Source organism: Abyssibacter profundi, from assembly GCF_003151135.1.
Lineage (GTDB): Bacteria > Pseudomonadota > Gammaproteobacteria > Nevskiales > OUC007 > Abyssibacter > Abyssibacter profundi.
Map to the genome: position 1 here is coordinate 1 of NZ_QEQK01000017.1, position 26,413 is coordinate 26,413.

The 26,413-nt window shown below is 57.1% G+C and carries 19 protein-coding genes; 7 read left to right on the forward strand and 12 right to left on the reverse strand.

The genetic code is table 11. The features are described from left to right. From DEH80_RS15230 to DEH80_RS15250, 5 genes are all read right to left on the reverse strand, one after another. Positions 1–274: transposase (locus tag DEH80_RS15230; protein ID WP_207774640.1), on the reverse strand; the 274-nt coding region annotated here is incomplete at its 3' end. A 310-nt stretch (positions 275–584) separates the two neighbouring features. Then, positions 585–1,763: a Wadjet anti-phage system protein JetD domain-containing protein gene (locus DEH80_RS15235; protein ID WP_109721380.1), complete on the reverse strand. Its 1,179-nt coding sequence runs from the start codon at positions 1,761–1,763 to the stop codon at positions 585–587. Continuing rightward, complete coding sequence (locus DEH80_RS15240) at positions 1,760–5,125, reverse strand: ATP-binding protein (RefSeq protein ID WP_109721381.1); 3,366 nt, start codon at positions 5,123–5,125, stop codon at positions 1,760–1,762. The genes DEH80_RS15235 and DEH80_RS15240 overlap by 4 nt, the downstream gene beginning before the upstream one ends. After that, complete coding sequence (locus DEH80_RS15245) at positions 5,122–5,880, reverse strand: DUF4194 domain-containing protein (protein WP_109721382.1); 759 nt, start codon at positions 5,878–5,880, stop codon at positions 5,122–5,124. The genes DEH80_RS15240 and DEH80_RS15245 overlap by 4 nt, the downstream gene beginning before the upstream one ends. Further along, a complete protein-coding gene (locus DEH80_RS15250; RefSeq protein ID WP_109721383.1) occupies positions 5,877–7,370 on the reverse strand; it encodes a DUF3375 domain-containing protein in 1,494 nt (497 codons plus the stop codon). The genes DEH80_RS15245 and DEH80_RS15250 overlap by 4 nt, the downstream gene beginning before the upstream one ends. Positions 7,371–8,350: 980 nt before the next feature. Here DEH80_RS15250 and DEH80_RS15255 point away from each other — a divergent pair. Together DEH80_RS15255 and DEH80_RS15260 are read left to right on the forward strand one after the other, a co-directional pair. Continuing rightward, positions 8,351–8,629, forward strand: a complete 279-nt coding sequence (locus DEH80_RS15255) for a type II toxin-antitoxin system TacA family antitoxin (RefSeq protein WP_109721384.1) — start codon at positions 8,351–8,353, stop codon at positions 8,627–8,629. Then, positions 8,620–9,126 carry a GNAT family N-acetyltransferase gene (locus tag DEH80_RS15260; protein WP_207774642.1) on the forward strand — a complete coding sequence of 169 codons (507 nt, stop codon included), beginning with the start codon at positions 8,620–8,622 and terminating at the stop codon, positions 9,124–9,126. Before DEH80_RS15255 ends, DEH80_RS15260 begins: the two co-directional genes overlap by 10 nt. 324 nt (positions 9,127–9,450) lie before the next feature. On the opposite strand, the gene DEH80_RS15265 is transcribed toward DEH80_RS15260, so the two are convergent. Then, complete coding sequence (locus DEH80_RS15265; RefSeq protein ID WP_165831503.1) at positions 9,451–11,376, reverse strand: PcfJ domain-containing protein; 1,926 nt, start codon at positions 11,374–11,376, stop codon at positions 9,451–9,453. 921 nt (positions 11,377–12,297) lie between these two features. On the opposite strand from DEH80_RS15265, the gene DEH80_RS17760 reads away from it, so the two are divergent. Beyond that, positions 12,298–12,375: a DnaB-like helicase C-terminal domain-containing protein gene (locus tag DEH80_RS17760; protein WP_330408670.1), complete on the forward strand. Its 78-nt coding sequence runs from the start codon at positions 12,298–12,300 to the stop codon at positions 12,373–12,375. A 294-nt stretch (positions 12,376–12,669) separates the two neighbouring features. On the opposite strand, the gene DEH80_RS17205 is transcribed toward DEH80_RS17760, so the two are convergent. The 5 genes from DEH80_RS17205 to DEH80_RS15295 form a co-directional block, all read right to left on the reverse strand. Beyond that, positions 12,670–13,404, reverse strand: coding sequence for a hypothetical protein (locus DEH80_RS17205; protein ID WP_133249276.1), 735 nt, complete (start codon positions 13,402–13,404; stop codon positions 12,670–12,672). 288 nt (positions 13,405–13,692) lie between these two features. Beyond that, positions 13,693–14,514: a PP2C family protein-serine/threonine phosphatase gene (locus DEH80_RS15280; RefSeq protein WP_109721387.1), complete on the reverse strand. Its 822-nt coding sequence runs from the start codon at positions 14,512–14,514 to the stop codon at positions 13,693–13,695. A 1-nt stretch (position 14,515) separates the two neighbouring features. Next, positions 14,516–15,403, reverse strand: coding sequence for a hypothetical protein (locus DEH80_RS15285; protein ID WP_109721388.1), 888 nt, complete (start codon positions 15,401–15,403; stop codon positions 14,516–14,518). Between the two features lie 2 nt (positions 15,404–15,405). Then, a complete protein-coding gene (locus DEH80_RS15290) occupies positions 15,406–15,930 on the reverse strand; it encodes a hypothetical protein (RefSeq protein WP_165831504.1) in 525 nt (174 codons plus the stop codon). A gap of 96 nt (positions 15,931–16,026) precedes the next feature. After that, positions 16,027–17,049 (reverse strand): helix-turn-helix transcriptional regulator, encoded by a 1,023-nt coding sequence (locus DEH80_RS15295; protein WP_109721390.1) that lies wholly within the window; start codon positions 17,047–17,049, stop codon positions 16,027–16,029. A gap of 85 nt (positions 17,050–17,134) precedes the next feature. Between DEH80_RS15295 and DEH80_RS15300 the strand changes: the two genes are divergently transcribed. Further along, complete coding sequence (locus DEH80_RS15300; protein ID WP_133249277.1) at positions 17,135–17,848, forward strand: DUF6946 family protein; 714 nt, start codon at positions 17,135–17,137, stop codon at positions 17,846–17,848. A 16-nt stretch (positions 17,849–17,864) separates the two neighbouring features. Here DEH80_RS15300 and DEH80_RS17395 read toward each other — a convergent pair whose 3' ends face one another. After that, positions 17,865–18,011, reverse strand: coding sequence for a hypothetical protein (locus DEH80_RS17395; protein WP_165831505.1), 147 nt, complete (start codon positions 18,009–18,011; stop codon positions 17,865–17,867). A 150-nt stretch (positions 18,012–18,161) separates the two neighbouring features. On the opposite strand from DEH80_RS17395, the gene DEH80_RS15305 reads away from it, so the two are divergent. From DEH80_RS15305 to DEH80_RS15315, 3 genes are all read left to right on the forward strand, one after another. Next, positions 18,162–20,297 carry an AAA family ATPase gene (locus DEH80_RS15305; protein WP_109721392.1) on the forward strand — a complete coding sequence of 712 codons (2,136 nt, stop codon included), beginning with the start codon at positions 18,162–18,164 and terminating at the stop codon, positions 20,295–20,297. A gap of 154 nt (positions 20,298–20,451) precedes the next feature. After that, positions 20,452–23,151, forward strand: coding sequence for a PD-(D/E)XK nuclease family protein (locus DEH80_RS15310; protein ID WP_133249278.1), 2,700 nt, complete (start codon positions 20,452–20,454; stop codon positions 23,149–23,151). Beyond that, positions 23,148–26,327, forward strand: a complete 3,180-nt coding sequence (locus DEH80_RS15315) for a UvrD-helicase domain-containing protein (RefSeq protein ID WP_109721394.1) — start codon at positions 23,148–23,150, stop codon at positions 26,325–26,327. The genes DEH80_RS15310 and DEH80_RS15315 overlap by 4 nt, the downstream gene beginning before the upstream one ends. Positions 26,328–26,413: the final 86 nt, after the last annotated feature.

Here is a 26,413-nt window from a genome sequence, read left to right on the forward strand (position 1 = left end):
GGCGCGGCTCCAGAAACGCCGGAAAGTAGCTGCCCCGGCGAAGCTTGGGGATCTTCAAATCCACCGCCCCGGCGCGTGTCTCCCAGCGCCGGTCGCGGTATCCATTGCGGTGATTGATCCGCTCCTGACTGCGCTCGCCGTGGCCAGCACCGCAAAGCGATTCCACCACAAAGTCCATCAGCCGCTGCGCCACCAGCTCCACCATCTCGCGCAGCAAATCGGCGTGAGAACCCTTTTCAAGCAGTGCGCGCAGCGCCATCCTGTCGTCGGTCATCGTGTCCCTCTTTCGGTTGTCTAAGGTCGTCAAGAAACCTCAGATTACCGCGGGGCACGGTGGCCACTCTTACACCACGTCCGGGGACATGACCCGCAAATCGCCGCTCAAACTCGGCGTTGACTGACCGCAAAGGGCTGGATTCAGCCTTTGTTGCGTAGGCCAGCGCTTCTCTACTTGAGAACCCCTGTCAGTTTTTCCAACACCGAGGTATGCGCTAGCCTTGTGTTGACGCGACCTGAAATCCTTGCCGGTCTAGTAGGTAGCGCGGGAATGCGCAGTCAGCACGAAACCATGCGCGGAGTGGGCTCTATCCATTTGTTTCGACTGTTACGCTGGAAGACGCATCGGTAGCAATCCAGCTGCGCATCGCATCGGCAACCAAGTCTTGGGGCAAAAACTCTTGCTCCAATCGCCCAGAGTCTTCGGCCACTAAGTTCATCCATAGCTGCTTCTCTGAGGCAGTCAGCTCGCAATCTGGGAGCGCATCAACGGGCCTCGGCTCAATGACGGCATGCTGCAGGTTGTTTGCGAATGTTGATTCGTCCATCAGTAGCGCGCTTATTTTGGGCTGATGGCGCCGCGCTGTAGCAAGCATCCTCAGGCCCCAGGTGTCGATGTCGCCCCAGTACGCAAGGTCCTTTTCGCCCACTATCGGTGCACGTAACCACTCCAAATTAAGTCCAGCTCCGAGTATGGCAATTGTTCTCGGAAGATCTGGGAGCAGATACAAGCATCGCTCATTCTCGACGACCAGCAAGCGTTCCCCAGGAAGCACGTAGCTCATCAAGTCCTGGGCGCGTAGACGCATTTGTTTAAAGGGCAGCAAGCCGCCATCCAGGTCGACGACCAAGAGCCAGTGGTCTGATTCCTCAGCAGCATCCAGGAATGGGCCTAGGCCCAGTTCTGAGGCTAGGCCGCTGTAGCGAATATCCAGTAGCGCTGTCAGCAGCGGCCCGTGTCGTTCCCCAAACTTGCTGTCGATATCTTGCCCACCCATCATCCGCAGTGGACGACCGCCTAAGCACGCTGGTTCCAGTTCAGCCGCGAGCTTGGCCGCAGCGATTACTTCGTCGAGCGGCTTACTCAGCCAGCTCCGCCGCCGGACAAAGTACCTGTGGAAGACAGGGTCAGCTGCCGAAATCAAAGCCGATAGTGCAGAAAACTGACTCTGTACTTCACCACTTCCAGAGGCCTGAGCCCAACTGCTTGGGGTGGGCAGTTCCCATTGTGTAGGGACAGAAACCGCCTGCGTCAGGCCGCGGTAGCGAACTGTTTCCCAGTGCACCTCGCCGATGCTGACATTCCGCCAAGCTGCGAGATGTGAGCGAACAATGCGAGGTTCTTCAGATACCTGTCGGGCGCTCGGCTTGCCTATTGCCAGTTTCAGCGGCCAGTGTTCAACCGGATTTAGCAAGCGCGCTTCACGCGTATCAGCTGAGCGCCACTGTCGCTCCAACCTTTGTACCAGGTCACCTGGCGACTTCATCGTGCTTCGGTGGATGGCGTCGCCCGCACACGCGCCCGCGCCTCGGCCTCCAAACGCTCCCAGCTCATAGATGCAAGCGATGATTGCTGGTCTAGACGGTGCACGACGATGGCGGAATGCGTGTGGTCACGCAGAAGCCGCATTTCCTTGTTCGGTGTGACAAACAGCGGGTGCAGCCCAAACTCCCGAAGTGCTGCGACAATCCGCCCGGCGACAGCCTGTGAGCTCTTTGAGAACGCTTCGTCTAATACGACTGTTCCGAACAACGGACGCGTAGCACCTGACGGACACAGTGCATAGCTGAGCGAAGCCGTCAGGATGTAGCTGGCAATAATCTCCTTCTCACCACCACTACCACCCTGCGACCCTGTGCGTGTTTCGATCACGTAGTCGTCTTCTCGCCGCATGAGCGCCACGGAAAACTCCAGCCGATAACGCGGATCCAGTAGTGCCAAGGCGCCCACAGTGCGTCTGCGCTCAGACGCATCACGCAGTAGCTCCACAACATTGCGAAGCGCTGCGTACTGGGCTTCGCCACCATCGTCCTTCAACGCTGCTGCGCGCAGGTGCCTCTGGGCGCTTTGCAGCTTCTTCAGTCCGTCGTGCACAACCTTGCGCGGTTGCAACCGCAGATAACGGCCTGGCTGGAACTCCACACGGCGCAGTGTCTGGTTGAGCTCTTCGATGCGTTCCTCGATAACGCTGACTTCGTTCGAAACTGCGGTCAGGAGTTGAGTGACGCCTTGGTCCGAGGACTGGTTAAGGTAGGTCTGAAACCGCTGTTGCTTCTCTGGCAAGGCTTCCTGAGTCAACAGCGCCAAGCGCTCGAGGTACTTCGGCACATCATCGAGCTCGGTGCCGACTTCGGCCAGCGCACCGGTGTCGACCTTCTGCGCCAGCCCCATCAGCCGCACCAGTGTCTTGCCCTTGTCATCAAGCCGATCCTGCAGACGGCCAAGCTCGGTGCGAATCGCGCCGATTTCCTGCCGTTCTAGCGTGTCAACGCTGTCGAGCGTGACTGTGGCGGCCTTGGCGCGGTGATCATTGACGAGTTCGCTGGATTCGGCATCTAATGCGGAACCACCAAGCTGAACGGCTTCTGCTCGTGCTGTCTTGGCCCGCTTTAGATCGGCATTGACCTCGCCGCGAGCACTTTCCTGGGCCCCGATCTGCTTGCCCAGTCCTTCGACTTCGGCCTCAAGCTGCTGCCAGCGCTGCCGCTGTCTATCCAGATCCGAATCCGGCGCGCTGAGCGCTGCCAACTCGGCCTGAACCTCACGCATGGCAGATTCGATGGTGGGCAGGTCGATGTTGTCAAATTCCCACTGCGCAAAGCGCTCGAGAAACGACGACTCCTTGCGCAACGTGTCGACCTCGGCTTTTTTCCCTGCGACCGCCTGATCCAACGTCGCCAACTCGTTGCTGCAGCCCTCGAATTCCGCGCGAAGGCTGCGCAGCTGATCTCGGTTGTCAAAGCCGGTCAGCCAGCCCTGATCAAGCGCGTGCTGGTCGTGCTTGTCGAAGCGCCCGCGCTTGCCGGACATCGTGCCCTGCCGGGTTAGCCCGTGGTCGACCTGCTGCAATGCCGCGCTGTCGGCCACACAGTGCAGATCGATCCCGGCCAAAAAAGCTTTCGCCGGCTGGATGAGCGCGTGGCGCTTGAAATTGAGTTTGCGCGTAAAGCCGTCTTCCATGAACCGCGCCTCACCAGCATCGGGCTCTGCCTCCAGCAAACGCACATGCAGGCGGTTGTTGCGATCGTTGACCCAGCGCAGAGCGACCCTTAGGTGCCGCGCAGGCACCAGCAGCCGCAGACGGTGGCCGCCAATGGCGCGCTCGACAGCGCCGCGCCAGTCGGTTTGGTCGGCTTTTACCTCGACCAGTTCGGCCAGATACGGCAGCTCAGTCGCGTCGACCTCCAACTGCCGCGCCAGCGCGGCGCGAAACTGCTGAAACGGATGCGGGATATTTGAATCCGGCCGTGCCTCGACCGCGGCAATCTCTTGCTTCAATTCTTGATGCCTGCTCTGCAGCGGCACTCGCTTGCCGCCGAGTTCAAACCACTGTTGTTCGGCGGCCCGCAGCTTACCGGTCCGATCGGCCTGCATTGCTTCGACCTGACGCAGGTTGGCATCGAAGACCGCCTGGTTGAGCGCTTCATCCAGCGCCAACGCATGGCAGAGCTGCTGATATTGCTGCACATCGGTCTGGCAGCGGCGCCGCTGCGCAGTCAGGCTGTCGAGCTGCTTTTGCACCAGCTCGATATTGGCCCCACCAAGTTGCTGAAACTGCTTGTAGGCCAGCCGCTCTTTGGCCTGGCGCTCAGCTTGTTGCTGCCGGAGCTGCTGAATCTCACGCTGCACCGTAACCAGCGCCTGTTCCAGTTCATGTTCGCGCTGTGCCCACAGCGCCGCTTTCTGCTGCGCAAACCAGCGTGGCAGTAGTTGCTCGAGCCGCTGCGCCTGCTGGCGCTGTGCTTGCAGGACCGCGTATTTCTGTTGCTCAGTGGCGATTGGCTGCAGGGATTTCTGCTGCTGGCGGGCGCGCTCCAGTTCGGCGTGGATATCCGCCAAGCTGTCGAACTCCGCCGCGACTCTAGCGGCATCATCAAACTTGGCCTGATCGTCCAGCACCAGTCTGCGAAAAATCTCGTCAATGCTGTTGAGTTGCTTGAGTCCGGCAGCCCGGTTCAACAGAGCAAACGCGTTCTCGCCAACGTCGAAGAACCGGCGTAGTTCGGCCTGGCATGCCTTGCGCGTCTTAAAAGTCCGCAAGTTCTCCTGTTCATTCGCCACCTGACGCAAGCCTTTTTCTCCAGCTTCCTTGTGGGTTGCGAGCCATTCGTTGAGTGGTGAACCAACGGCTTGGGCAGTGCGGGCAATCAGCCAGACCTCTTTGCGATCTGCCGCCGCAGTGCTGCTGCTGTTGATCCAGAACAGAACGGCGACGTGGAGCGCCTCCCGCGCTGCGGCGAACGTGGCGCACAGGCCAGTGGTGGTCTTGCCACGGCGTGCCACATGCTCATTGCCCCCGGCCTCATTGCCAGCGCCGGCGACGCCGCGGATGTAAGACATCAAGTCACGGTCACTCTCGTGCCCACCCGTCGACGCGAGGTTGTACTTTGGCTGATGCACGATCAGTGTCATCAGGGCGTCGATCAGTGTTGTCTTTCCGCTGCCTGTCGGGCCGACGATCGCAGAGCCGCGCGGATCGAATTCTGCGCGATGGAAGCCTCCGAACGGTCCCCAGTTAAAGACCTGCAATTCACGAAGCAAAAAGGCATCGGGCTCGACAGAATTCTCGCTGCTCTTCGCTGAACTCGAATCCAGTTCAGCACCCGAGACCTCGAATGCTTCAGTCATGACTCGCGATTCACCAGCTTGTCGTAATGACCAAGCAGAGCTTTTAGGGCTTCGGGATTAGCCAGGTGCGCAATGACAGGACGCAACGTGAATTGCCCCGCAGAATCCACTTCGCTGACGATTGCGTGCGCTTGAAGTTGGTCGAGAAGTTGCCGGACGCGATTTTCATTTTTGCTATCGCTGCCGCTATCACCAAAGAACACCTGCAACTGAGGCAGTAGATCGTCGATGGACAACGACGCATCGCCTGCACCAATACCAGCATCCTGCTCATGCACGATGTAGTGCTGCCGCAAGATGGCGACTAGCAATGACTGATCCAATGTCAGACGCTGTCTGCGCACCAGTAGATGACCCGGGTCGCCATCCTCTGAATCTTGATCAGCGAACGGTCGATGGATGGCCAGCAATGCCAAACCTCGAATCTCATCTATCCTCAACTCGAAATCCAACGGCTCCAACAATCGATTAAGTTCAGGCTGGTGCGCCAAAGCTAGCGCGTACTCGTTCGGGCGCCGGTCAGACTCCAGCAAGCCGTGTTTAAGCAGTCGCTGTAGTGTGTGCTTGATGCATTCCGGTGTGTAATGACCACCGGCACGGTTCTCGATATCGGTCTCGGCGCCCATTCCTTCGCTTACGAACTCGGCGTCGTCATCGTCGCGCAGGTCTACCTCGCTCGCAGTGCTCGTGACTTCTGAACGTCCGTCCGCGAGAGCACGATCAAACGGATTGCCTGGGTCTTGCTCGTCACTCATACACGACTCACAGCGGCTTCGAACTGTTCTGCGTGCAGCTTGATCCTGGGGGTATCGAAACGCATTGCTTCACCATCGCTGCCCGCAATCTCAAACTGCTCCCGATCAGTTAACACCGTTTCACCGGTATCCCGCGCCCATTGCAACCAGCAGCACAAGGTCTCCAAGTCGTGAGTCGGCGGAAGCTTCTCTGCCAGCTCTGCCAGACTGAGGCCTGCGTCCGCTTGCTCAAGCACGGCAAGAGTGTCGATCTGTAGCTGCCCTGTGTCCAGCGAATCGAAGCTGGACCAAAATTCATCATCCAAGGCATTTAGATCAGCAGGCTGCTCGCGCAAGTTGAACTCTTCTTCCGCATCCTCAGCAACTTCCTTGAAACGGAGTCGTTCCGCCACTGGAACCCCTGAACAGTCAACCGCAATCGGCCACAGCGGTGTCACGCTACGCCGCAATGCTGCGTCAGACCAATCAATGTCTACAGCTCGCTCCATCAATGCGTGCAGGAGCTGCCCTACGCGATGGTGCTCAACCGCAAGGCCGGTCTTGAGAAACCCCTTTACATCCTGCTCGCTGCGAGCTCTGGCCTCAATCACGCGACGTGACTCATTGACGAGTCGATTCACCAGCCATCGCAAGTCCTCGCGTTGCCGTCGACCGAGTGCGCGCTCAGTTGTGGGATTGCGAAGAATTTCCTTCAGCTGAGCCCGCATTTGGTCAAGCTCAGTACTGCGATTTAGTTGCTCGTGGAAACCCTGAAATACCTGTCCTTCGGCGGTTTCAACCAATGCGTCGTGGCTATCCAGCAAGCGGTCAACGATTTCACCGCGGTGATGCTCATCGCTGATGATGGACTGCCGTAGGGCACGGTCTGCAGTGCGGTACGAGTCCTCAACGCGACGAAAATCGGCGGGCAAACTCATCGCCAAGCTGTAGATGTCGCGGATGCCTTCACTCGCCGCGGTTTCGCTGAGCACCTCGACATCACCCGCTTCTACAGCTTTGAGCTGGCTTTCGAGATTCTTAATCTGGCGACGGATCATGTCTGCACGAGCGGCTTGGTCGGGATTCAGTGCTGTCGCGAGATTCTCGATCTCACGCTGCACGGTCGCGAGCCGGGAGGCGCTAGACGTCATGACACGCTGATCCAGCCCGCTCACAAAGGCCATCGCTACTTGGAGCGCATCCGTAGCAAACAGCCTGCCGTCGCGTTCCACAATGAGTCCTCGGCGGATCCAGTCGCGCAGTTCGCGCAGGGCTTGCGCCGCGGGATCGCTGCCCACCTCGAACTCCGAATCATTTGCGAACCCGCGAAGCATCTGAGCGAGCTGTTGTTGTGCATCCTCCAGCGGGATACTTCCCTGCTGTTGCTCGAGCAGCGGGCCCAGACAACTAAGCACTAGCGGAGCTCGGCGAGCGGCCAGCACTAGCCACGCCGGGTGCTCACGACGCCACGTCAATAGTTGCTGCGCGTGCTCTTGCGGAGAACTAGCCATCGTGCGCGATCATTCGAGAAGGCTTTGACCCAAAGAAATTGACTTGAATGACAACCAGAACAACTACCGACTAGAGTAAGGATACGTATCGCAAAATCGGCAAAACCTCGGTGACGGCAGCCCCTAGTTCGCTTATCAAATACTAACTTGAGAGATCTACTGTTCGCCTCATGTTCTGCGGGCAGCTCAGAATCGATGGGACGTTGCAAGCTCCTTTATGCCACAAACGTTGTGCCACGATGCATGTGCCAGAAATTATGGCACGACAATTATCAAATCAATCTATCAGTCAGTGGCAATTCATCTCGCGGCGCTGCTTTGAGCTGTTTGATGGAACCAGAACACCTTGGGAAGTTCCGAGTGAACTGCGTAGAAACCTCATTGTCGAGTTGTGGCCGACACGCGACGAGGAACTGAACAAGTGCATTGAGGATATGGATGCGTTCTGCTCTGCAGCATCAAGCTTATCGGACTCTCTGAAGCGCTATAGAGATTGCCGATAGAAAGAGCCGGGGCCAAAGAATAAGTTACATCCTCGGCGACCGCGGGACTACCACTGCGATGCGGTCACTGCTGGGTGGATCAACCCGCGTCGTCACCGAAACTTCCGGTGCCAATGCGATGTGTGTTCGTATGCATGCATAGAATGACTTCACAGAGCATCGCGTTGCTCACAAAAAGATGCGGGCAAGGATTCGGGCGCTTCTAGCCCGATCGCTACAATGCCTTCTCCAAGTACACTGCAGACATTGCGTATAGCCACTCATTTGCTGGGAGTCGCCACCAATTCTGAACGATAGCGCCATCGGTTTCACCACTTGGCGGCAGCACAGAAGTTGATCGCCCAAACCCCTGCAACTGCTCAGCGGTGTACGTGACGACTGAGCTGTCCAGCACAGTCCGTTCAGGGCGCAAAGCAGGCAGTGACAACCCGCGAGCCATTCCGTACAATGTACGGACACTATAGAGGGTGATGAATCATGCCAACTGCTGATGAGCGGATCGAGTTTCGGGTCAAGGCCGAGGACAAGGCGCTGCTGGCCAGGGCCGCCATGCTGGAACATGCAAAGCTGCCTCAGTTTGTGCTCGGGCCTGCACTCAAACGTGCGCGCAAGATAGTGGCTGAAGCCGACCGAATCGTGACCACCGAGCAGGGCTACCGAGAAGTTCTGGATGCTCTGGCGAATCCTCCGAAACCGACCAAGGCCCTGGTCGATGCGATGCGGGAATACCGTGAAACTGGAATCCAGTGGGGCTGATCGTCTGTAGCCTTGACCGATCCATCCACGATCGCAAGGCTTTCGACTGCGGAGAACCGGCCCTCAACGCCTTTCTCCAGACTCAGGCTGCCAAGCACCAGCGACAGGGCTTTTCTCGCACCTTCGTGCTCGTGGACGACGGGGCTGCTTCCCGGATTCTCGCGTTCTACTCGCTGACCAACTGCGAGATAGGGCGTAGCTCGATAACCGAGGACGATGCCAAAGGGCTGCCACTGCATCCTGTGCCTTGTGTGATGATGGCTCGGTTAGCTGTCAATCGAGCCAACCAGGGGGAAAGCCTTGGGAAGTGGATGCTCATGGACGCGATCAAGAGAACGGCTTTGATCAGCCAGCAAACCGGAGTCCATGCCATCTTGGTCGATGCGAAAGACGCCAAGGCGAAGCAGTTCTATGAGCGGTTCGGCTTCAAGGAAGTCGCCGAGAACCCGATGAGGCTGTATCTGCCACTGGCGACTGCGCTCAACGCGTTCCAATGACCGCTCCAGGCACTGACCAGACGTGGCCAGACACGTCCGCCTTCCAGCGCCACAGATGATCAAATGCGGTGATGCCCTATCCGACTCCTTTACAAATGCTGACGATCGCTGGACTACGGCTGCTCTGCGTTCACTGCTGGGTCCATCAATCCGCGTCGTCACCGAAACTTCCGACGCCGAAGCGACATATATTCGCGTGCACGCACAGGATGGTCTCACGGAGCATCGCGTTGCTCACACCAAGGTGCGGGCAGGGATTCGGGCGCTTCTAGCCCGATCGCTGGGATGCCGGCTCTGAGTACCGTGCTGACATCACTGAGTTCTTCAGCCGGAAGAAGGAAAACGCAGAAAATGCTCCTCCAAAAGTTCGTACACAACATCACGCCGCTGAATTCGAACTGATCCATCGTGTTGCCTGAGCTTATTGGTAGCCGTCAAGAATCCCCGTTTGAGCGAGTCGACACTCGTCAGCTCCACCAATGACACCCATTCTGAGCAGAGGTCCTCGGGCATATAGGACCATGCGCCCTCGAATGGTGAGATCCCGGCAAACTCTGTCTCCCTGCTCGTCTCGACCAACCGCTGGACCTCCGAGGGAGTGTTCAAGGAGTTGCCCGCCACCTCTGCGTACACGCGCGCAGCAGCGTGCATCTCGGAGCTTACCGCCCGATTTCGATATCCCTTGAGCTGCTCAATCGACACGACGATGCTTCCGGATTCACCAATCGACTTTGTGAGAGACAGGGTGGCGCCATCTTTTCTCTTGTCGGATCCCCCTATTTGCTGCACGTGCATTATTTCCCGAACGCCACGCGATGCAGACCTTACGTAGCTCGGACTCGCAACACAGTGCCGCATGGCGCTCGCTTCTTCTGAGAGTTCCTCGTATGAGGAGAGCGGTAAGAAGTCGAAGCCATCAATGCAACAGCGCGGAGCAAGTGTCTCCCACTGATGCGAGTGTTCTGTATCGAAAGAAGCGGCAAGCGCCTGACCATGACCATCACGCAACCGTGTGGTTCGCAGTTGCCTGACGCAGTTCATCGGAAAGTAATCAGGATCCAGAAGTTGCGGTGCAAGCACCGCTGTCATCCGGCGTAGCAGTGCATGGGAACGCTTCATGAGCTTGAGAGATCTCCGTAGCCCAGGTGATCCAATCCTGAGAAAGGTGCTGTCACCGCCCGGAGTCACTTGCTCCGCCCCCATGAACTCGCTCAATAGTGGCCCAAACAGCAGAAGCATGCTTGCAAACTCACATTTGACTGTGGCTTCTTCAAGCGTCTGGGACGCCACCCAACGCGTCCCGTTCGTACGGACCTCTTCTACGATCAGATCCGGAAACCTCCAGCCACTCGTGCCCAAACGCCCCAAAATAGCAGCGACATTGAGAATTTCGGCTCGCCGCTCGCTCTGAACAGAACCGAGAACCGACATGAGGGCGAAAGACGTCTTGAGACCACCCAGCCGAAAGATGAGCTTTTCGTCGAGTTTGATCGTTTTGCGAACAGCAGCCCTCGGTAGATGTTCGACTTCGGCGATCGCTGTCACGACTGGCTTTCGCGCAAGAACGCTCTGCCCGATCGCCTCGGCATATCTCGCGTCCTCTGAGAAGGCACAAAGCACGTCGGATCTATGTCGGTGAATCCCGCTGAGCTCTCGGGGCAGCAGCTCGGCGAAGAGCCACTCATTCGTGGCAATGGACCGAACGCCAGGCATGGCTTCACGGGCTTGTAGCAGGTCCCCCAGCCCTCTCACAAATAAAGGCTCCAACCACGGCAAGCCGTGCTTCTCAATGATTCTTGGGGATATGAGTAGTTCGTTCGCGAGTGAGATTCGCCAACGCAATAAATGCGTGGCAATGATGCACTGCTCGATGCATGGACGAATCATTCTCAGCACAGAACCGAATCGAAGCTGGGTTTGCTCCTTGCAGATACTGCGCAACTCCCTGAACCACGAAGTGACCTCTGCCTCAAGGCCCATTCGATAGCGAATATCGAGTGCTCGAGCGCGGACGACATCCTTCGGGTTCGTCCGGTAATGCGATCCCCGGCAAGTACTGTGCGCAACAAGTTGGAACAACCCTGTGCTTGGATCGAACACCGCTATAACTCCGCGGCTCATCATCAGACCGGTGGCAAGCGGATGCCGCGATGCAGGCGGGTTGAGAATCTCGATGAATGACGCAGAACTGAAATGCTCGACGGCGCGATCCATAATTACCTGAGCTGTTGTGGATTCGAGCTTCGACATGGCGCCATGAAGACTTGCCCTCCACAGCTCCTGCTCAACAGCACTCGCTTTGAGATCGGACCGCAAAACTGCATCGTTTGGAGTCTGCGCTACCCACCTCATCGCTCTAGATGCATGGGCACGACAGCGGCCCAGTAGACCAGGACTCCATCGCGCCCAGAACCAATCAAATCCCCGATCCAAAACGGTTCTGATCTACCAGCCTGTAGCCCAAAGGCGGCCATGCTCGCATCCAAGAGCAACCGACTGCGGTCGGACTCTCCTGAAGTAATGACGGCTCCAACCGCGACGAGGCCATCGGGTATTTTCCGAAGTGCGGCGCAGATCACCTGCTTAGATGCGACAACGCCAGCAGTGGCGTCTATCTGAATCGGCAAAGCACACACGCTGGATGCCAAGCGAGTGAACGGACGCATCGCTTCGAGGCGAGCGAGGCCGTTTGTGAGCAATGCATTCTGATTCAACGACAGCAACAGCATCGCGGCCGCAATCCCGGATCGGCATTGCTCGACGCTTGTGATCTGCAGAGGCGTCTGGACCCCGCTCATATCGATGCAAACTGTCGACGGGTCCGCCGGTTTCAATGACACCTGAGCGCAAAGCCGATCGGACTCTGGGGCACGAAGCTGGGTAGCCAGCCGCCCCGACTCAGACGATATCCGCTCCATCCGAATTCCGCCGCCCATCGCCTCGATCGCCGCCTCCAAGACACGCAGTTCATTACTGCCCCCGAAGTCAGCTAGCTCTTGGACTGGGACTGGGACTGCAACTCCTGGGACCGTTGCCACGGATCCCATCGCCAGTCTCTTGATCAGATCTCTTCGATTCATACACATCTCCCATGTAAGGCAGAGACGATACGAACCCTTGCGTCATTTAATGTCGCTAAAGTGTCATCGTGCTTCTACCCCGTTCTCGCGGATGGGAGACCTTCGCGAGTCAGGTGGGATTGAGCAGGACGCCGACATCATCCTCTTCATCTACCAGGAAGAAATCTAAGAAAGGCAACGGACTGGGAGGGGCGTGCCGAGACCATTACCGCCAAACAGCGAAATGGACCGATTGGAACTATGAACACGAGTGCCATGGGAGATACACGCGGTTCGACAACTTGATCGGCGAGGCCGATGACGCCTTTTGACGATCGATTCCCAACGCTATGAGGCACTACCGGGAACTCAACGCACAGACTATAGATCTTTGATTCCCGAATTCGTTGGATTCCGGTGCACAGCAAACATCAAGCTTGGTAATGAGAAACTTCGCCCCTCGGGCTTGATACCGGGATGCGTCTTATCCGGACTCGGCTCCGGAAATCGCTGAAAAGTTCATAAAGAGGCTCACTGCGGGATAGATTTCTGAATGCTGCTCATACCCGATGGGCCTCATCATGTGTCCCTTCGGATACAAAAGAAATGAGCAATTTGAAACAGGGTTAAGGCTATTAGAAATGCCAGCATGCCGGTCAACCATCTGCTCCTTAGATGGAAATGACTGCGGATCATGGCCTGCCCTAGAAGCTGAATAGTGGGTTACTACTAATAATGGTGTCGTCACGACCTCTCCGCTGTCGAACCTCATCTCCTCGTAGCGCTCTTTCGAGACGGATCGAACTTGAGACTCGGCGTCACTCCATTTTTTTACCAAGTCAGCTTGCGCCCCGGCTTTTCCACGGAACGCAGAATAGCCGTGCTTCAGTTCGAGCACGAAGGTCGTGCGGCGATATGTCGCCCAGAAATCTATCCACCCATGACTGTGTTCTCGACCGACTCGCCTTCTGGTAGGAAGTTCAGAAAACACGGAATCACCTGAAAATTTCGCAAGCGCCAATGTTATCGCTGGTGCCAATTGCCGCTCGCGGTAGATGTATGGAAGATCTCCAGTCAACTCAAACATTGATTTTGAGTAACGCAGGAAGTGTTTGGCCAGTTCGGTTCCGAAATCACGCGATATTCGCATTCCCGCACCGTCAGGTATTGAATCAGATATTCCGAGTGAGCCCGCAGAGTGAATTGTCTTGAAGTTCATTCTCTTACCAGCATAAAAATATTAGGGAAATGTCTTGTCTCGAGGTAGAGTCGCGCGCTCCCGAGGCTTGCGAATACGAAGTCCGTTCAGGCACTCGTCTGGCCACCGGACGTTGAGGCTCTCAAAGTAAGGTGAATCGCCACATCAGATGCAGCAACATTAGTCGCAAGGCTCAAAGTAATGAAATTTAGTTCACCTGAGTAGTATTAACCGAACACCTTTTGAGCTGCCGCCCTATGTCGCTCGTCGTTCGTACTTCTTCTCGGCAGAAAATCAGAGATAAATCGCTCATGTGCTAAAACTCGCTGCAATACATGTGACGTTGTCGTCACTGCCCAGTTCGCATGCCCGGGCAACCAAGCGCTGCACGTAACTAGACAAGGCCTCGTCCGGCCGCCGCACAAAGCTTCTGTGCTCGACGACATCGAGCCCGTCTGAGCACAGCACAATCGTTTGCTCGGTGGAAAACTTGAATTCCACCACATCACAACGCATCGGCGTATGCATCGAGTCTGCTACGAGAAAGCGGTCGAGTCCTTGATAGCGAGAACTCGAGGAATGCCGGGAGGCCTCCGGCGCTAAGCCGTCTTCGATCATGGAATTAATGATCGTATGGTCAGTCGTCATCAGACGAGCCTCACGGCTCGAGACGATCCAGGCCTTTGAATCTCCGATGTGAAATATGGTCCCGCTGCCTTCATCGAGCTCGACGCCGACCAGCGTCGCTGTCATCCCGAATCTGGGATCGTCTCTTGACGACCTTTCGTCGTCATCCTCCTCCAACTCGTCATCCCAAGCCGGAATTAGCATCTCACCGAGTTCAATCTGTAGGTCGCGGACGCGGCGAGCAGGGAGCTTCGCTGAAGATTGTCGATAGGAACGCTCGAGCAACTCCAGCACGGTGCGGCTGGCCACGTCTGCACAGGGCGAACTGTGCACCCCATCGCTCACGGCAATAACGTTTGGCGACGCTAGCCTCAGCGTCGCCTCAAGAAAGACCTCGCCTTGATGGACTGTACCGTTCAGCAGCGCCGCGTCCTCGTTGGCTGTGTTGCCGGCTTCGCGATTTGCTGTTGTCAGCAAGGCTGCCTGCAGCCTATTCAGCGCCATGCTAGCAACTCGTATCAGGATCTACGAAGTGCAGCGACTTGAATCGCAACTCTTCATGGTCCTTGCCCGTCCTAGACGGCGCTACGATTGGAAGGTGCCCGGGCCTTAGAGGTATCGTCGGTGCTTTAACTTTTTCCACTGAAAATTCCCAGCCTGCTAGGCAATTTACCCGACCGCCTTCCGACACCTGCAATGTCCGAAGGGCCTTTTCGAGTCGGCGCCCCTCCTTGGTTCCTTTCTTTGGCCAGGAGATCGGCAACCTTCCTTCCTCGTCCCAATGGACTGTCAACGGCGATCTCAGTTTCTTTGGCTGAGCGAGTAGCAATTGGAGATTGAGCGTCGCCGCATTAATCGGCTTGAGAACCTTGGTTAGCCGGTCTAACTTGCTCGCCAATTGATCCCACTTCCAGCTGCCATCGAACTTCGCCTCGATCATGAGGATATGAAGCTTCCCGTTGTCATCAAGATCGGCCAGAAGTAGATCGACGTCTTCCTGGTTCCCCGTCATCAAACAGCCAACATCCTTGACATGGTTATTGCACACTGGTTTGTCGCTAGCGACTTCTTCGCCCGGCAGGAACTCTGGTGCGTAGAGCGCTGTTGCAAACCAATCAAGGTGGTAATCCATGGCGACGAGGACACTCGCGCTGTTGTTGCCGCCTTCTGAAGTAGCAACGCCGGTCCAGAAGTCGGCGCTTTCGCGGACTAATTCTGATTCAGGAACTGCTTTGCCAGCAGGAAGCAACGCCTCGGCAGCGCGCCTGAGAAACGCCTTCGACACGGTAAGGCTTCCCTGATTGCTAACCGCGTTTGCAATCAAGAACCCGCGCTCCTTTCGATTGAAAGCTCGCAGCCGTGACAGCGTCTGCTCCCCGTTGATATCAACCATCGCTAATTCTCCTCTTGAGGGCTTGATCTGGTTTGATGGCATTCGAACAGCCGCTGCTCGAGCAATATGGATTGCCACTGCTGCAAGTTCCTCGGGTCCTGCTCAGTTGTGTTCCGCTTCAAAAATCGCCGACCCGTGAGATTGAGTAATGGCTCTGAATCCGCTGAAAGAGTCAGCAGCTCGTACAGAGGCCCGGCAATAAGGCCATCATCTGTCAGGAATCTCCGAAGATCGAATCCGATCAGGAGAACAAGTTGGCGGTATACGTAGCGTGAATTCGCAATTACATTGAATGGTGCGGACTGGTAGCAATCGATTGATGCAGTGTTCGCGGCCTCCAGAAAATCGCGGCTGAGCGCAGGCACGTCATCGTCAATCGGTAGCGCCGATCTTGTGAGTGCAAAACGCTGCCCGACGACCAACATGACCTGCACGTTGGACGTTGAAAGCGCGTAACCAGGGTTTATGTCACCCGTCGGAAGCTCGATACAATCGTCGAGTTTCTCGGCGACACCGGGAATAGTCATTGGGTTCAGCATGCGACCATTTAGGCACGCTGATGCGACAAGCTGTGTCGCGACTCTTGTAGTCGGTTGAGATCGCGTGCGAGTCGCACCCGTTACTCAGGAGTCGGCGGAGTAGTAGCTTACAGTTTCCAAGAGTTCTCCCGCGATTTCCTCTCGTAGGGACTGGGGCTCCAGCACTTCAACGGCGCTACCCAACCCGCGAATCCACCTGCGTAGCTCCCACGAATCAGCGACGGATGCCTCGACGATCACTTCGTCCTCACTGACTTCTTCTATCTCCTGATCTTGTGACAGCGGCCGCTCGAACAGGTGTTCGGCCACATAAGGGTCGATTGAGAGACGTACTTTCAGTTCGTTGGTTGATTCAAGGTACGCGAAGGATTCCTGGATGTATGCCTTGAAGTCGAAGCCTTCGGGCTCAACGATCGAATCAGTAAGTGCTTGAACTGACATGATTCGATGAAGAACCAACTGCCGCGGATCCGAGTAGTCATTAACCGTCGCGATGAGATACTCCACCCCATCACGAAAAACGAGGCCCAGCGGATGCAGCCTCATCTGAGAAGCCTTTTTCCGACCGCGCGCCTTGTACGTTACGCTGACCTGCATGCCATCGAAAACCGCTTGGTGGACGATGCCGCGGACGCTTGGGGCAATGCTCGGGGGACGGAGCGGCATGCCCGGATGCATGATCGCGACTCGGTCATTCCATCGCCTCGTTCGGCGCATCGACTCTGTCTCCAGAACGCCCTTAGCACGATCTAGAAACGGCTGTATCTCCTCGAGACGCCCCTGCGGGGCCAGCTTTTGTAACAGCGAATCAGCTATAGACCACGCGAGAGCCTGGGTCGGCGTCATGCCAGGAATCGTCAAGGCCTTAGCATCTGAGGCCCAGCTCCAGTGCTTTGTTCTGCCCCGCTCCTCCTCATAAATGCCGAACTTTGTAGAGAGCATCAACAGATCTCTTTGAATTGATCGCACAGTTGTATCGAAGTCCGACGACAGACGCTCGTAGATCTCTCGCACTGTGATCGAGCGCGGATAGGCAGGAATCGTCTGCAGCAACACCCACTGCCGGTAGAGAGTGTCCGCGTTACCAGCCATTTTCCGATCCTTCATTCGTTATGCCGTACCGTCAGAGTATCAGCGATCCTTTCAGGTAAATGCGACACCATACGTCGCACCAACCGGCACACTCGGCCAAATGGCAAATCAAGAGAAGAAGAAAGCAGGGTTCGAGCAACCAACGATATTTGTCCCAAGTGTCGGTACCGCATCATGGCGTGAGCGACTCGCGGACCCGGTGAAGCACTGGTCGATTGGACGGTCAGCCAGAGCCATGGCGACGTCATGGCAAAACGCGAGCGGCTTTCCATCCGAGGTCACAGAAACTTTGCAATCCGACGCGCGCTTCGCAGACATTTCACCGCTGCTGATCTTTCCCGAATGGCAGGTGCCACTGCCGGGTGGCCAGCGCCCATCCCAGAACGATGCTTGGTGCCTTGCCAGCTGTCACTCGGGTCTCGTCTCCATTGCGGTCGAGGGCAATGTCGATGAAACCTTCGGCCCGACAGTCGGCGAGTGGCTGAAGAATGCGAGCGCTGGAAAGCAGGAGCGCCTCGCATCCCTTCAGAAGGAACTGGGGATGCCGAACGCACCGACGCCACAAACACGCTATCAACTGCTGCATCGCACAGCGTCAGCGGTGAGCGAGGCGAAGCGATTCCACGCGATGGCGGCGATCATGGTTGTTCATTCGTTCAGCCAAGAGCATGCGTGGTTCGATGACTATCGCCACTTTGCCAAGCAATTCGGGGCAGCCTCATCGATCGGCGAATTAGTACAGCTGGGGGTAGTGAGCGGCATACCCGTGCTCACCGCCTGGTGCACTGGCCATGCGAAGTACCTACATATGTAACCCGAGGAGCAAGCGCTCAAAAGATTCCGACGGATATGCATCCAGCGATGGCGACAGCTGCGAGCAGCAGCACGGCGATCAACTTGGGCAGCATCCGCAGAACGTGGGGAATGGCTGAAAGCAATACGACCGCCAGCACCGAAATCAACAACAGATCGAGCATCAGCGTCTCCAGAGTAGTTGGCTCGACCTAACACTACGCCCCATTGCGTCATTATGCGTCGCTTCAATTGAGCTTTATAGTCGCTTGAACGCGACTCCTTTTGTCGCATTTGGCGACCAAACTACGCCTCCATTGATCGGAGTGTGTGTGATGCCAAAATCAAAGACTCGCAAACGGGGGCGGAGAGCAGATGAGGCGCTCTCAGGATACTTTTCCGCCGTGCTCATACGTTACGCGTTCGGCAAGCCCGGCATCCATCGTACGCGCCCCGACCGGATCACTCGGCGCTTCGCCGGGAAGCGTTACCGGAAACTTGACACACTGGCGGACGCCCTTGGGTTCGAGGAGTGGGACGACGACCTTCATTCATTGGATGAAGTCATGAGTGATCTGCGTCATCTGATCGAGAATTTTGATCTAAGGAAGAACAGAGAGTCGTCACTTGCAGTCGCCAAGGTTGATCACGCTAGACAAGCGATGGGACTGTCGACTACGGAGGCGGAGTTGTTGCTCCTTGCACTTCTTTCCGCGACATGCCCGCAACTTCAAACGGCCATGTCAAACCTAGAAGCGGGCTCCGAGTTGGCTGCAAATAGGATGATTTCTCATGCCTTGGATATCAAGCCGGATAGCGTGCACGCAGCCCTCTCAAGCACTGCTCTTCTAAAGTCAGGAGGATTTCTTGAAGAATGCCATTATGCAAGCAGTCAGCCTCGCACCCTGCAAGATCACCTTGCACTTGAAGATGACACACAACACTGGGCACGGCAGCCTCAAATCAATTCTGACGCACTTATACATAAGGTCCTGACAAAGGCAGAACGTACGAGCCTGAATGCTTCAGATTTCAGTTACTTGGCTGATGAATTTGATCTGATGAAGGATCTGCTGCGTGGCGCCGACAGGAATGACTCAAGGGGAATTCACATACTAATCCACGGCGTCCCGGGAAGTGGCAAATCGGAACTGAGTCGTCTGTTGATCCAGACCATTGAGGGTACGGGTTACGATATTGTTTCGGCCGAGACCGGGGGGCGACGCGACTACCTCAGCGGTGGCGAGCGCCTTGGGCGATACAGAGTCGCTCAGCAGATCCTGCGGAATAGCAAGAAGTCGTTCGTTCTATTTGATGAATGCGAAGACGCGCTGACGGCGAATGACGGGTTCGCTGCCATGTTCCGGAACGTACGGTCTGCCATCGGGAAAGGCTGGATGACAAAACTGTTGGAATCCTCGCCCCGCCCGACCATATGGATTGCGAACGATGTAGGATGGATTGACCCAGCGTTGCTTCGGCGCTTCACATACACGCTCCACATGAAGCGGCCACCAAGACATAAGCGGCTATCGCTCGCAAAGGCAAGGGTCGGTAGCCACATAAAGGACCCAAGAATCTTGGAGTCGATTGCAGACTCATCGAGCCTGACGGCGGCGGACCTCGAACGCGCCGCGCGTGCTATGAAGCTCACTGCCACAGGCAATGCAGACGAGGACGTCAAGCGATACTTGAAAATCCTTGCGTCACGTCACGAGTCAGAGTTCAAGCCCCCAAGCGTTAACCGACTTGCAACACTTCCCTACAAATTTGACTGGATTAACTCGTCAGTCTGCGCTGACTCCATTGCAGCGGGATTCAGGCGATGCAATCAAGGCCGCGCGGGTCTTTATGGACCACCAGGGACCGGTAAGACGGCATTCGTAAAAGCACTAGCGCGCCAACTTGAAATCCCATTGATTCAGAAGAATGCCTCGGATCTTCTGGGGATGTATTTGGGACAGACAGAGCAGGCCATTCGAAGCGCGTTCGAGGAAGCTTCCGATGAAAATGGACTCCTCTTTTTTGACGAGGCTGACAGCCTGCTGCGCTCCAGGGGCATGGCACGCCATTCGTGGGAAGTGTCACAGGTGAATGAGTTACTCGCTCAGATCGATAACTTCCAAGGGTGCTTGGTCATCGCGAGCAACCATCATGAGAATTTTGACCCAGCCGTTGTTCGTCGAATAGACCTCAAGATCGACTTCGGCCCTCTTAAAGGCAGAGCTATTCAAGAAGTCCTAGAAGCCGCATGCACTGCACTTGGGCTCCCCGATTCAGTCTCGGCTCAAACGATTCAACAGTCCGAACTCGAACCGAGGGACATACGGCTTGGAGATGTCGCCACAGCCCTACGGGCGACGCAGATTGCTGGGTGCCAACCAACGCTGGATGACTTATTGGCTGCAGTTGTCAGAGAACAAAAAGCGCGTGGCGCGACGGGGGCAAAGAGAATCGGTTTCATTCACTAGCGCCGGTAAGCAATTCGCTTTAGCTTCATAAGTCCTTTCTAACGGTGCTTGGTAGCTTGAAGCTAACAGAGAGCATTTCGGCTTGGTCGAAAATTTTCTTGGCCTCGAGAGGAGCAACTCAAATGCAGAGCGTGCAAATGATGCGAGGAAGACCGTGAATCAGACCCCCAGAGTGTTCGTTCTGGCACCTGACGCCGAGTTCGCTCGTGGGCTGCGCCGCCATCTGGCAGAAGCAACTGGAGCGGTCCTTGTTCGTGTCGGGACATGGCTGGACTTGATCGAGCAGTGCCGCTCAGCGTACCTGATCGGCCCGGACCGATCAGTTGACGCGAATCTGAAAGTCGCCCAATCGGTTCCCGATGCGTTCTGGAAGGGATCACTCGCAGTCGATCCATCTGGTGTAATGCATCACCTGCTCGCGGGCTGGCGCACAGTCCGTTGTGGCTCGTCGCCATTGACAGACTGGGCATCCCCGACGGCGGACAATTCCCGGATCGCAGAACGCCTCCATGACTTGCAGCGGCTACAGGATTCGGCCGACTTTGCGATGCCCGATGATCTGAGAGTCATCCTTGAGATCACGCGCAAACGCCCATCACCACTCAAAACAATCAGCGTCATCATTAGCCAGCACGTGGGGTACCTTGATGAGTGGCAGAAGGCACTCTTGCAGCACTTGCGCAGGGACAGCAGGGCGAGCGCCGGGCAGCTGGAAGAACTGGTTGCAGCGTATGACGGACAGGTTGCCGCTTCGGCGGCCAGGAGCGGTTCGACGCTGCGCGCCGTCCAAGACCACTTGTTCACGGAAAATGTGACTGAGTACCCAGGCGAGTCCAGCTTCTCCATCGCCGGCGTTCGTGACGCGTGGGAATCAGTCGATGTCACGCTGACCGCAATTCAACATCGACTCAAAGCGGATCCGGCGCTGCGTCCAAATGACTTCGGCATCCTGCTCGTCGGGGGCAGCAACACCGAGAATCAATTACATCGTGTAGCAGCGCGTTACAGCTTGCCGATCGCAAACGCGGAGCGCAGCGTGACGATCCCCGACTACGGCGCTGAGGCGATCAAGCTCGCACTCATGGGCTGGTCTGACTTGATTCCGATCACGGCTGCCAAGTCACTTCTCACGAACCCGTTGATGCCGTGGAGCGACGCTGTCGGACGTGAGTTGGCGGCATCGCTGGATGACCGTCGCTGGGGACTGAGGTTTTCGCGAGAGCTACCGCGGTCGGTCCGCAGTTTCGCAGAGTTCCTGTTGACGGGACTGGAGGTTCAGACACTTCCGGACGCTTTACACCGGCTCATTGAGACGCTCGACGTGACGCAAGATGAGCACTGCGCGGCTCGCACCCGAGAAGTGGCTGCAAATGTTCTCAATGCGTTCACCAGTGGCATCCGAGACTGGGATGACTTGATCACCCAAGTGTCCGTCGGCGCCCGCCATGAGCGACTAGCCGACCCGGTCTATCAGGATGGAATCACCATCTTGCGCGAGGGCCATCTGCCTTGGCGGCCGGTGCGCCATTTGTTCGTCCTTGATTTCGTCGACGGCCACTTTCCGACCGTTACAGGACTGCCACAGATCTTCTCGATCTCGGAGTGGACTGAGATCGTCAAGGGTGGCCTGCGAATCGAGCTGCCGCGCGACAGCGCGCAGCGAGCCCGTCAGGTATTCAAATCGCAGCTCAAGGCCGCGTCTGACTCCGTGACGATCCTGATTCCAAGACGAGACACCTTGGGCAAGCGCGTAGAGGCATCGTCCTCGCTCTACGACATCGCCGCACTCTTCGGAGATGCGAACGATGCGGAGTCTTTGATCCACGAGCTCGAAACGGAAACGGGCCGGAAGCATATGCCGCAGATTCCCGCTGCCGTGCCCCCTGTGGGACGAGCCCCTCGCATGGTCGAGCCGAAGGATCTCCGGCTCCAGCAGAATCTTCTGCGCTTGAACTGTGGCGAAGGCGATCCACAACGACCGCTCTCCCCAAGCGCGATGGACAAAATGCTGGTGAGTCCTGTCGGATGGCTTCTGGCTCAGCTGGGAGCCGAACCCGGATTGTGGGAGCCGGAAGACTTTTCACCCGGGCTGACAGGATCAGCAGCACACGCAGTCTTCGAGACGCTGTTCCCCGTTGACCGCCGACCAACAGTCGCAGTGATTCGCGAGCGGACGCGCCCGTTGTTCGTGGCAGCGCTGAAACGCCTGTCCCCATACTTGCTGGCACCGCAGTTCAGAATCGAACGCGAGTACCAAATTGGGCAAATCCAGCGTGCTGCCGAGCGCTGGTTGCAGATCCTGGAAACACTCGATGCGTCTGTGATCGAACCGGAGATCTGGCTGCAGGGCACATGGCAGAAACTCCCAATTCACGGCCAAGCCGACGCGGTGATCGACATTCCCGATGCGGGGCTCGTCATCGTCGACTTCAAGAACAGCTCTCACAAAAAGTACTTTGCAAGGATGGAGTCCGGCATGGACCTCCAAGCATCGATGTATCGCACGATGATGGAGACAGGGGCACCGAAGCCGCGCCGCGGCACAGCCGTTGTATTGCCTGAAAACAGACCGCTCTGCGGCATCCTGTACTTCACACTCCGAGACGGCACCGTCAGCGCCGATTTCCAACCTGCCGTCAGCATGCGCGACTGGCGCTCGACGAGCGTTGATGTCGCCGAACACGCCTCAAAAGCACTGAAAGCGCGCGTGCGCGACGCGACCCGCGGGTGCGTCAGAATCCCGCGGAAATCCGAGCTCGACGCCTGGGCAGACAACGGCGTTCCAATGTTCGCGATCGATGCGTCGCCGCTGACCCAGCGGCTTCTAATCGATGATTCGGGGGACAAGGCATGAGCAATTCGCTTGATGGATTGACGCTCCTGCCCGCGAGCGCTGGGTCCGGCAAGACATATACGTTGACCGAGCGGTTGACCAATGCGCTGGCCGAGGGCGATGTCCAAGCCGAGCGGATCTTGGCCGTGACGTTCACGGAAGCGGCGGCATCCGAGTTGCGTGGTCGCATCCGGGCCCGCGTTTTGGGGAGTGGCGACCTCGTGGCGGCCCAAGGCCTGGATGAGGCTTATATCTCCACGATCCACGGTCTCGGCCTGCGAATCCTCAAGGAGTTCGCATTCGATCTTCAGAGTTCGATTGCGCCCAGACTGCTGATGGAGAACGAGCAGACGCTGTTGATCCAACTTGCGCTGTCGCGTTCTGACGCGATTCGAGAGATCGCACCGGATCTTAAGCGATTCGGATATCAGTGGACGGCGTGGTCAGGCAGCGAGGCCAGTCAGTTTCGGAACGTCGTCGCAACGCTCATTCGGCTTCTGCGCGATCTCGGAGAACCCAAACCGATCAGCGCTTTGGCCGACCAGTGCGAAAGTGAGATTCGGAGCGCCTACGGGCAGGTGCTGAAGAAATCTACCCAAGCGCTCGCGACGTCACTTCGCAGCGCCTGTCAGGCCCTCCTCAGCGAGCATCCACACTCCCTCGTTGATACCTGCGCCAATTCGAAGACCGCAGAGCGTGAGTTTCGGGCGGATTACGATAATCTGAGAAAGGCGGCAGACACCGACGCTGCCGAGTTCGACTGGTCACTCTGGTCCAATCTGCGAAATCTCAGGCTGCTCAAACGCGGATCACCGCCACTCCCGGACGGCTATGAATATCTGGCCACAGCGGTCATGAGTGTTGCGGCGAAGATCGAGCGACACCCGGGACCACTGAACGATGCCGTCGCGCACATGCGTGCGCTGTTCCGCTGCGCCGAGGATGCCTTGGGCGCCTACGCAGAAATGAAGCAAGCGCGCGCAGCCGTTGATTTCACCGATATGGTGACACTGGCCGCGCAATGCATGGAACAAGACCAGCTAGCCAAGCTATTGGCCAAGCGTCTGGATCGCATTGTTGTCGACGAATTTCAAGATACGAACCCGACTCAGTTCAGTCTGATCTGGCATTTGGTGCGACAGGCGGTTCCCGCCATTTTGGTCGGTGACCCAAAGCAGTCGATCATGGGCTTTCAGGGCGCTGACGTTCGATTGTTCTCGACTCTGTTGGAGAGTTACCCGGATGCAGTGGAACCATTGCCCGGTAACTGGCGCTCCGCCCCCGGCGTCATGGACTTTATCAACGCCGCCTCGAAGGGGCTTTTTTCGAACTACGCACGGCTCAAAGCCAATGCCAAAGCGTCTGCACTCACGCCCCTTCATGTCATCAACTTTGAGGGCAAGCGGTGGAGCAAACGGGCACGCGCGCCGCACATCGCAGATGTCATTCGGCGAAAACTGGCGAACCCTGAATGCGTGGTGAACGACAGGCACACCGGCAAGCAACGCCGCGCCCGAGGCAGTGATGTCGCGATCTTGTGCCCGACGAACAAGGATCTCGAAATCTATGCCTCCGCACTGGCGGACCTTGGCCTGCCCGCAAAATTCAAACGCGACGGATGGTTCGAGTCCGAAGAGGTGCAGATTGCATGGCACGCCCTTCAACTGGCTGCGGATCCAGAGGATCGCCATGCACAGCTGTTTTTGGCAACGAGCGATATCGGAACCCTGGACCTGCCGAAATCAGTCACCTCACTGCTGGACGACGGAGCCATCGCTGACCCGGTGGTTGATCAACTGCGGCAACTTGCGACGGGCGCAAGTGTCGATGTCTGCGACGCCGTGCCGCACATTCTGGAATCGATCGGCCTGTTTGAACACATCAGTCAGTGGGACTCGGCCCGGCAGGCCCGAGCCAACCTGCTCGCGGTCATTGGTTACGCTGAGGAATTCTCGGCCTTGCCTGCCGACACGCTCGCAGCGCAGGGCTTTCACGGCAAGAACCTGTCGATCTTTGTGAGCTGGCTTCTCACAGTCAAAGACCTCGATAACACCTGCCCGGATGCCGGAGTGATTGAGGAGGACGCCGTGAACATCGTCACCTGGCATTCCTCCAAGGGACGCGAGTGGCCAATTGTTGTGGTGTGCGGCTGGGACAAGAAGATCGCTCCCCGTCTTCCAGATCAATCCATCCGCTACCCCTCATTTGACGACCTCGAGCAACTCAGTCAAAAGGCCGCAATTCGATTTGTACCGAACTACGCCGTTAAAGAGAAACGCGATGCTGCGATGACTGCGTTGCAGCCAGAAGCCGAGGACGCGGCGCGGCGGGAGATCTACGTTGCCATCTCACGAGCCCGCGAACAGGTTGTACTGGAATGGCCTGAGGCCGCCCTCGCGTCTTCAGCGACAACCCGAGCCGCGCTCTTCGCAACGGAGACATCCCTCACGCTAGACGACGAACACGTTGTACTCGGTAAGGCAAAAATCCCTGCGAGGTACACACACCTGACAGATGCTGATGCGGCGCCTGATTCAGCTGTTGGCGGCGACCAAACGAGCCAAGCGGTATATGGACGCGCCCTGCTTCAATCAGACAACCCGGAGAGTCGAAGGGCTTTCGATTCAATCAGTCCCTCGAAGCTGCACGAGGCGGAAGGGGCCGCCGAAGATATAGTTGTACCCATTGAGGTGCTCAAGTACGCCGATCCAATTGTATTCCCCGACACCGACGATCCCGCCGCTCTCGGCATACTGGCCCATCGCTTCTTCGAAGCCGGTAGCGAGCATCTCGATCAAGTTCGCCGCTGCGTTGAACATGAGACAGCGGCACTGTGGGGCGATGCGGCTGAGCCAATCCTGCAGTCGCTGGAACAACAGGTACTGGCTTTCGAGCGCGCGCTCGAGCGTGAGTTGGAGGTGGTCAGCATCGACGCGGAAGTCGATGTCATCGCGCTGAGTGGGGAAGCGACCATCGTCTCAGGGGCGATCGACCTGGTTGCGCGAGCCCGAGACAAGACTTGGATCATCGACCACAAGACAGATCGAGATACTGACCCACACCGCGTAGCTGTGCGGCATTTGGCGCAGATAAAGGCATATCGCGAGATGCTGGAGCGACTGGAGGACTCACCAATCTCAGGCGCGATCAATCTGGTTCGATCAGGACAACTGATCTTGCTTGGGCAAATTCGTTAGCCGTTCGGGTCCATCAGACCTGTGCACAACCGAGTATCGGATTCGATGTCTGTGACCACATCAAGCTTTCTACAACCCGAGACGAC

Bases quoted from the DNA above. Each gene is read 5' to 3' on its own strand.
- DEH80_RS15235 (WP_109721380.1), bottom strand. From the start codon at position 1,763: ATGAAGTCGCCAGGTGACCTGGTACAAAGGTTGGAGCGACAGTGGCGC.
- DEH80_RS15240 (WP_109721381.1), bottom strand. From the start codon at position 5,125: ATGACTGAAGCATTCGAGGTCTCGGGTGCTGAACTGGATTCGAGTTCA.
- DEH80_RS15245 (WP_109721382.1), bottom strand. From the start codon at position 5,880: ATGAGTGACGAGCAAGACCCAGGCAATCCGTTTGATCGTGCTCTCGCG.
- DEH80_RS15250 (WP_109721383.1), bottom strand. From the start codon at position 7,370: ATGGCTAGTTCTCCGCAAGAGCACGCGCAGCAACTATTGACGTGGCGT.
- DEH80_RS15255 (WP_109721384.1), top strand. From the start codon at position 8,351: ATGCCAACTGCTGATGAGCGGATCGAGTTTCGGGTCAAGGCCGAGGAC.
- DEH80_RS15265 (WP_165831503.1), bottom strand. From the start codon at position 11,376: ATGTCGAAGCTCGAATCCACAACAGCTCAGGTAATTATGGATCGCGCC.
- DEH80_RS17760 (WP_330408670.1), top strand. From the start codon at position 12,298: ATGGGAGACCTTCGCGAGTCAGGTGGGATTGAGCAGGACGCCGACATC.
- DEH80_RS17205 (WP_133249276.1), bottom strand. From the start codon at position 13,404: ATGAACTTCAAGACAATTCACTCTGCGGGCTCACTCGGAATATCTGAT.
- DEH80_RS15280 (WP_109721387.1), bottom strand. From the start codon at position 14,514: ATGGCGCTGAATAGGCTGCAGGCAGCCTTGCTGACAACAGCAAATCGC.
- DEH80_RS15285 (WP_109721388.1), bottom strand. From the start codon at position 15,403: ATGGTTGATATCAACGGGGAGCAGACGCTGTCACGGCTGCGAGCTTTC.
- DEH80_RS15290 (WP_165831504.1), bottom strand. From the start codon at position 15,930: ATGACTATTCCCGGTGTCGCCGAGAAACTCGACGATTGTATCGAGCTT.
- DEH80_RS15295 (WP_109721390.1), bottom strand. From the start codon at position 17,049: ATGAAGGATCGGAAAATGGCTGGTAACGCGGACACTCTCTACCGGCAG.
- DEH80_RS15300 (WP_133249277.1), top strand. From the start codon at position 17,135: ATGGCAAATCAAGAGAAGAAGAAAGCAGGGTTCGAGCAACCAACGATA.
- DEH80_RS17395 (WP_165831505.1), bottom strand. From the start codon at position 18,011: ATGCTCGATCTGTTGTTGATTTCGGTGCTGGCGGTCGTATTGCTTTCA.
- DEH80_RS15305 (WP_109721392.1), top strand. From the start codon at position 18,162: ATGCCAAAATCAAAGACTCGCAAACGGGGGCGGAGAGCAGATGAGGCG.
- DEH80_RS15315 (WP_109721394.1), top strand. From the start codon at position 23,148: ATGAGCAATTCGCTTGATGGATTGACGCTCCTGCCCGCGAGCGCTGGG.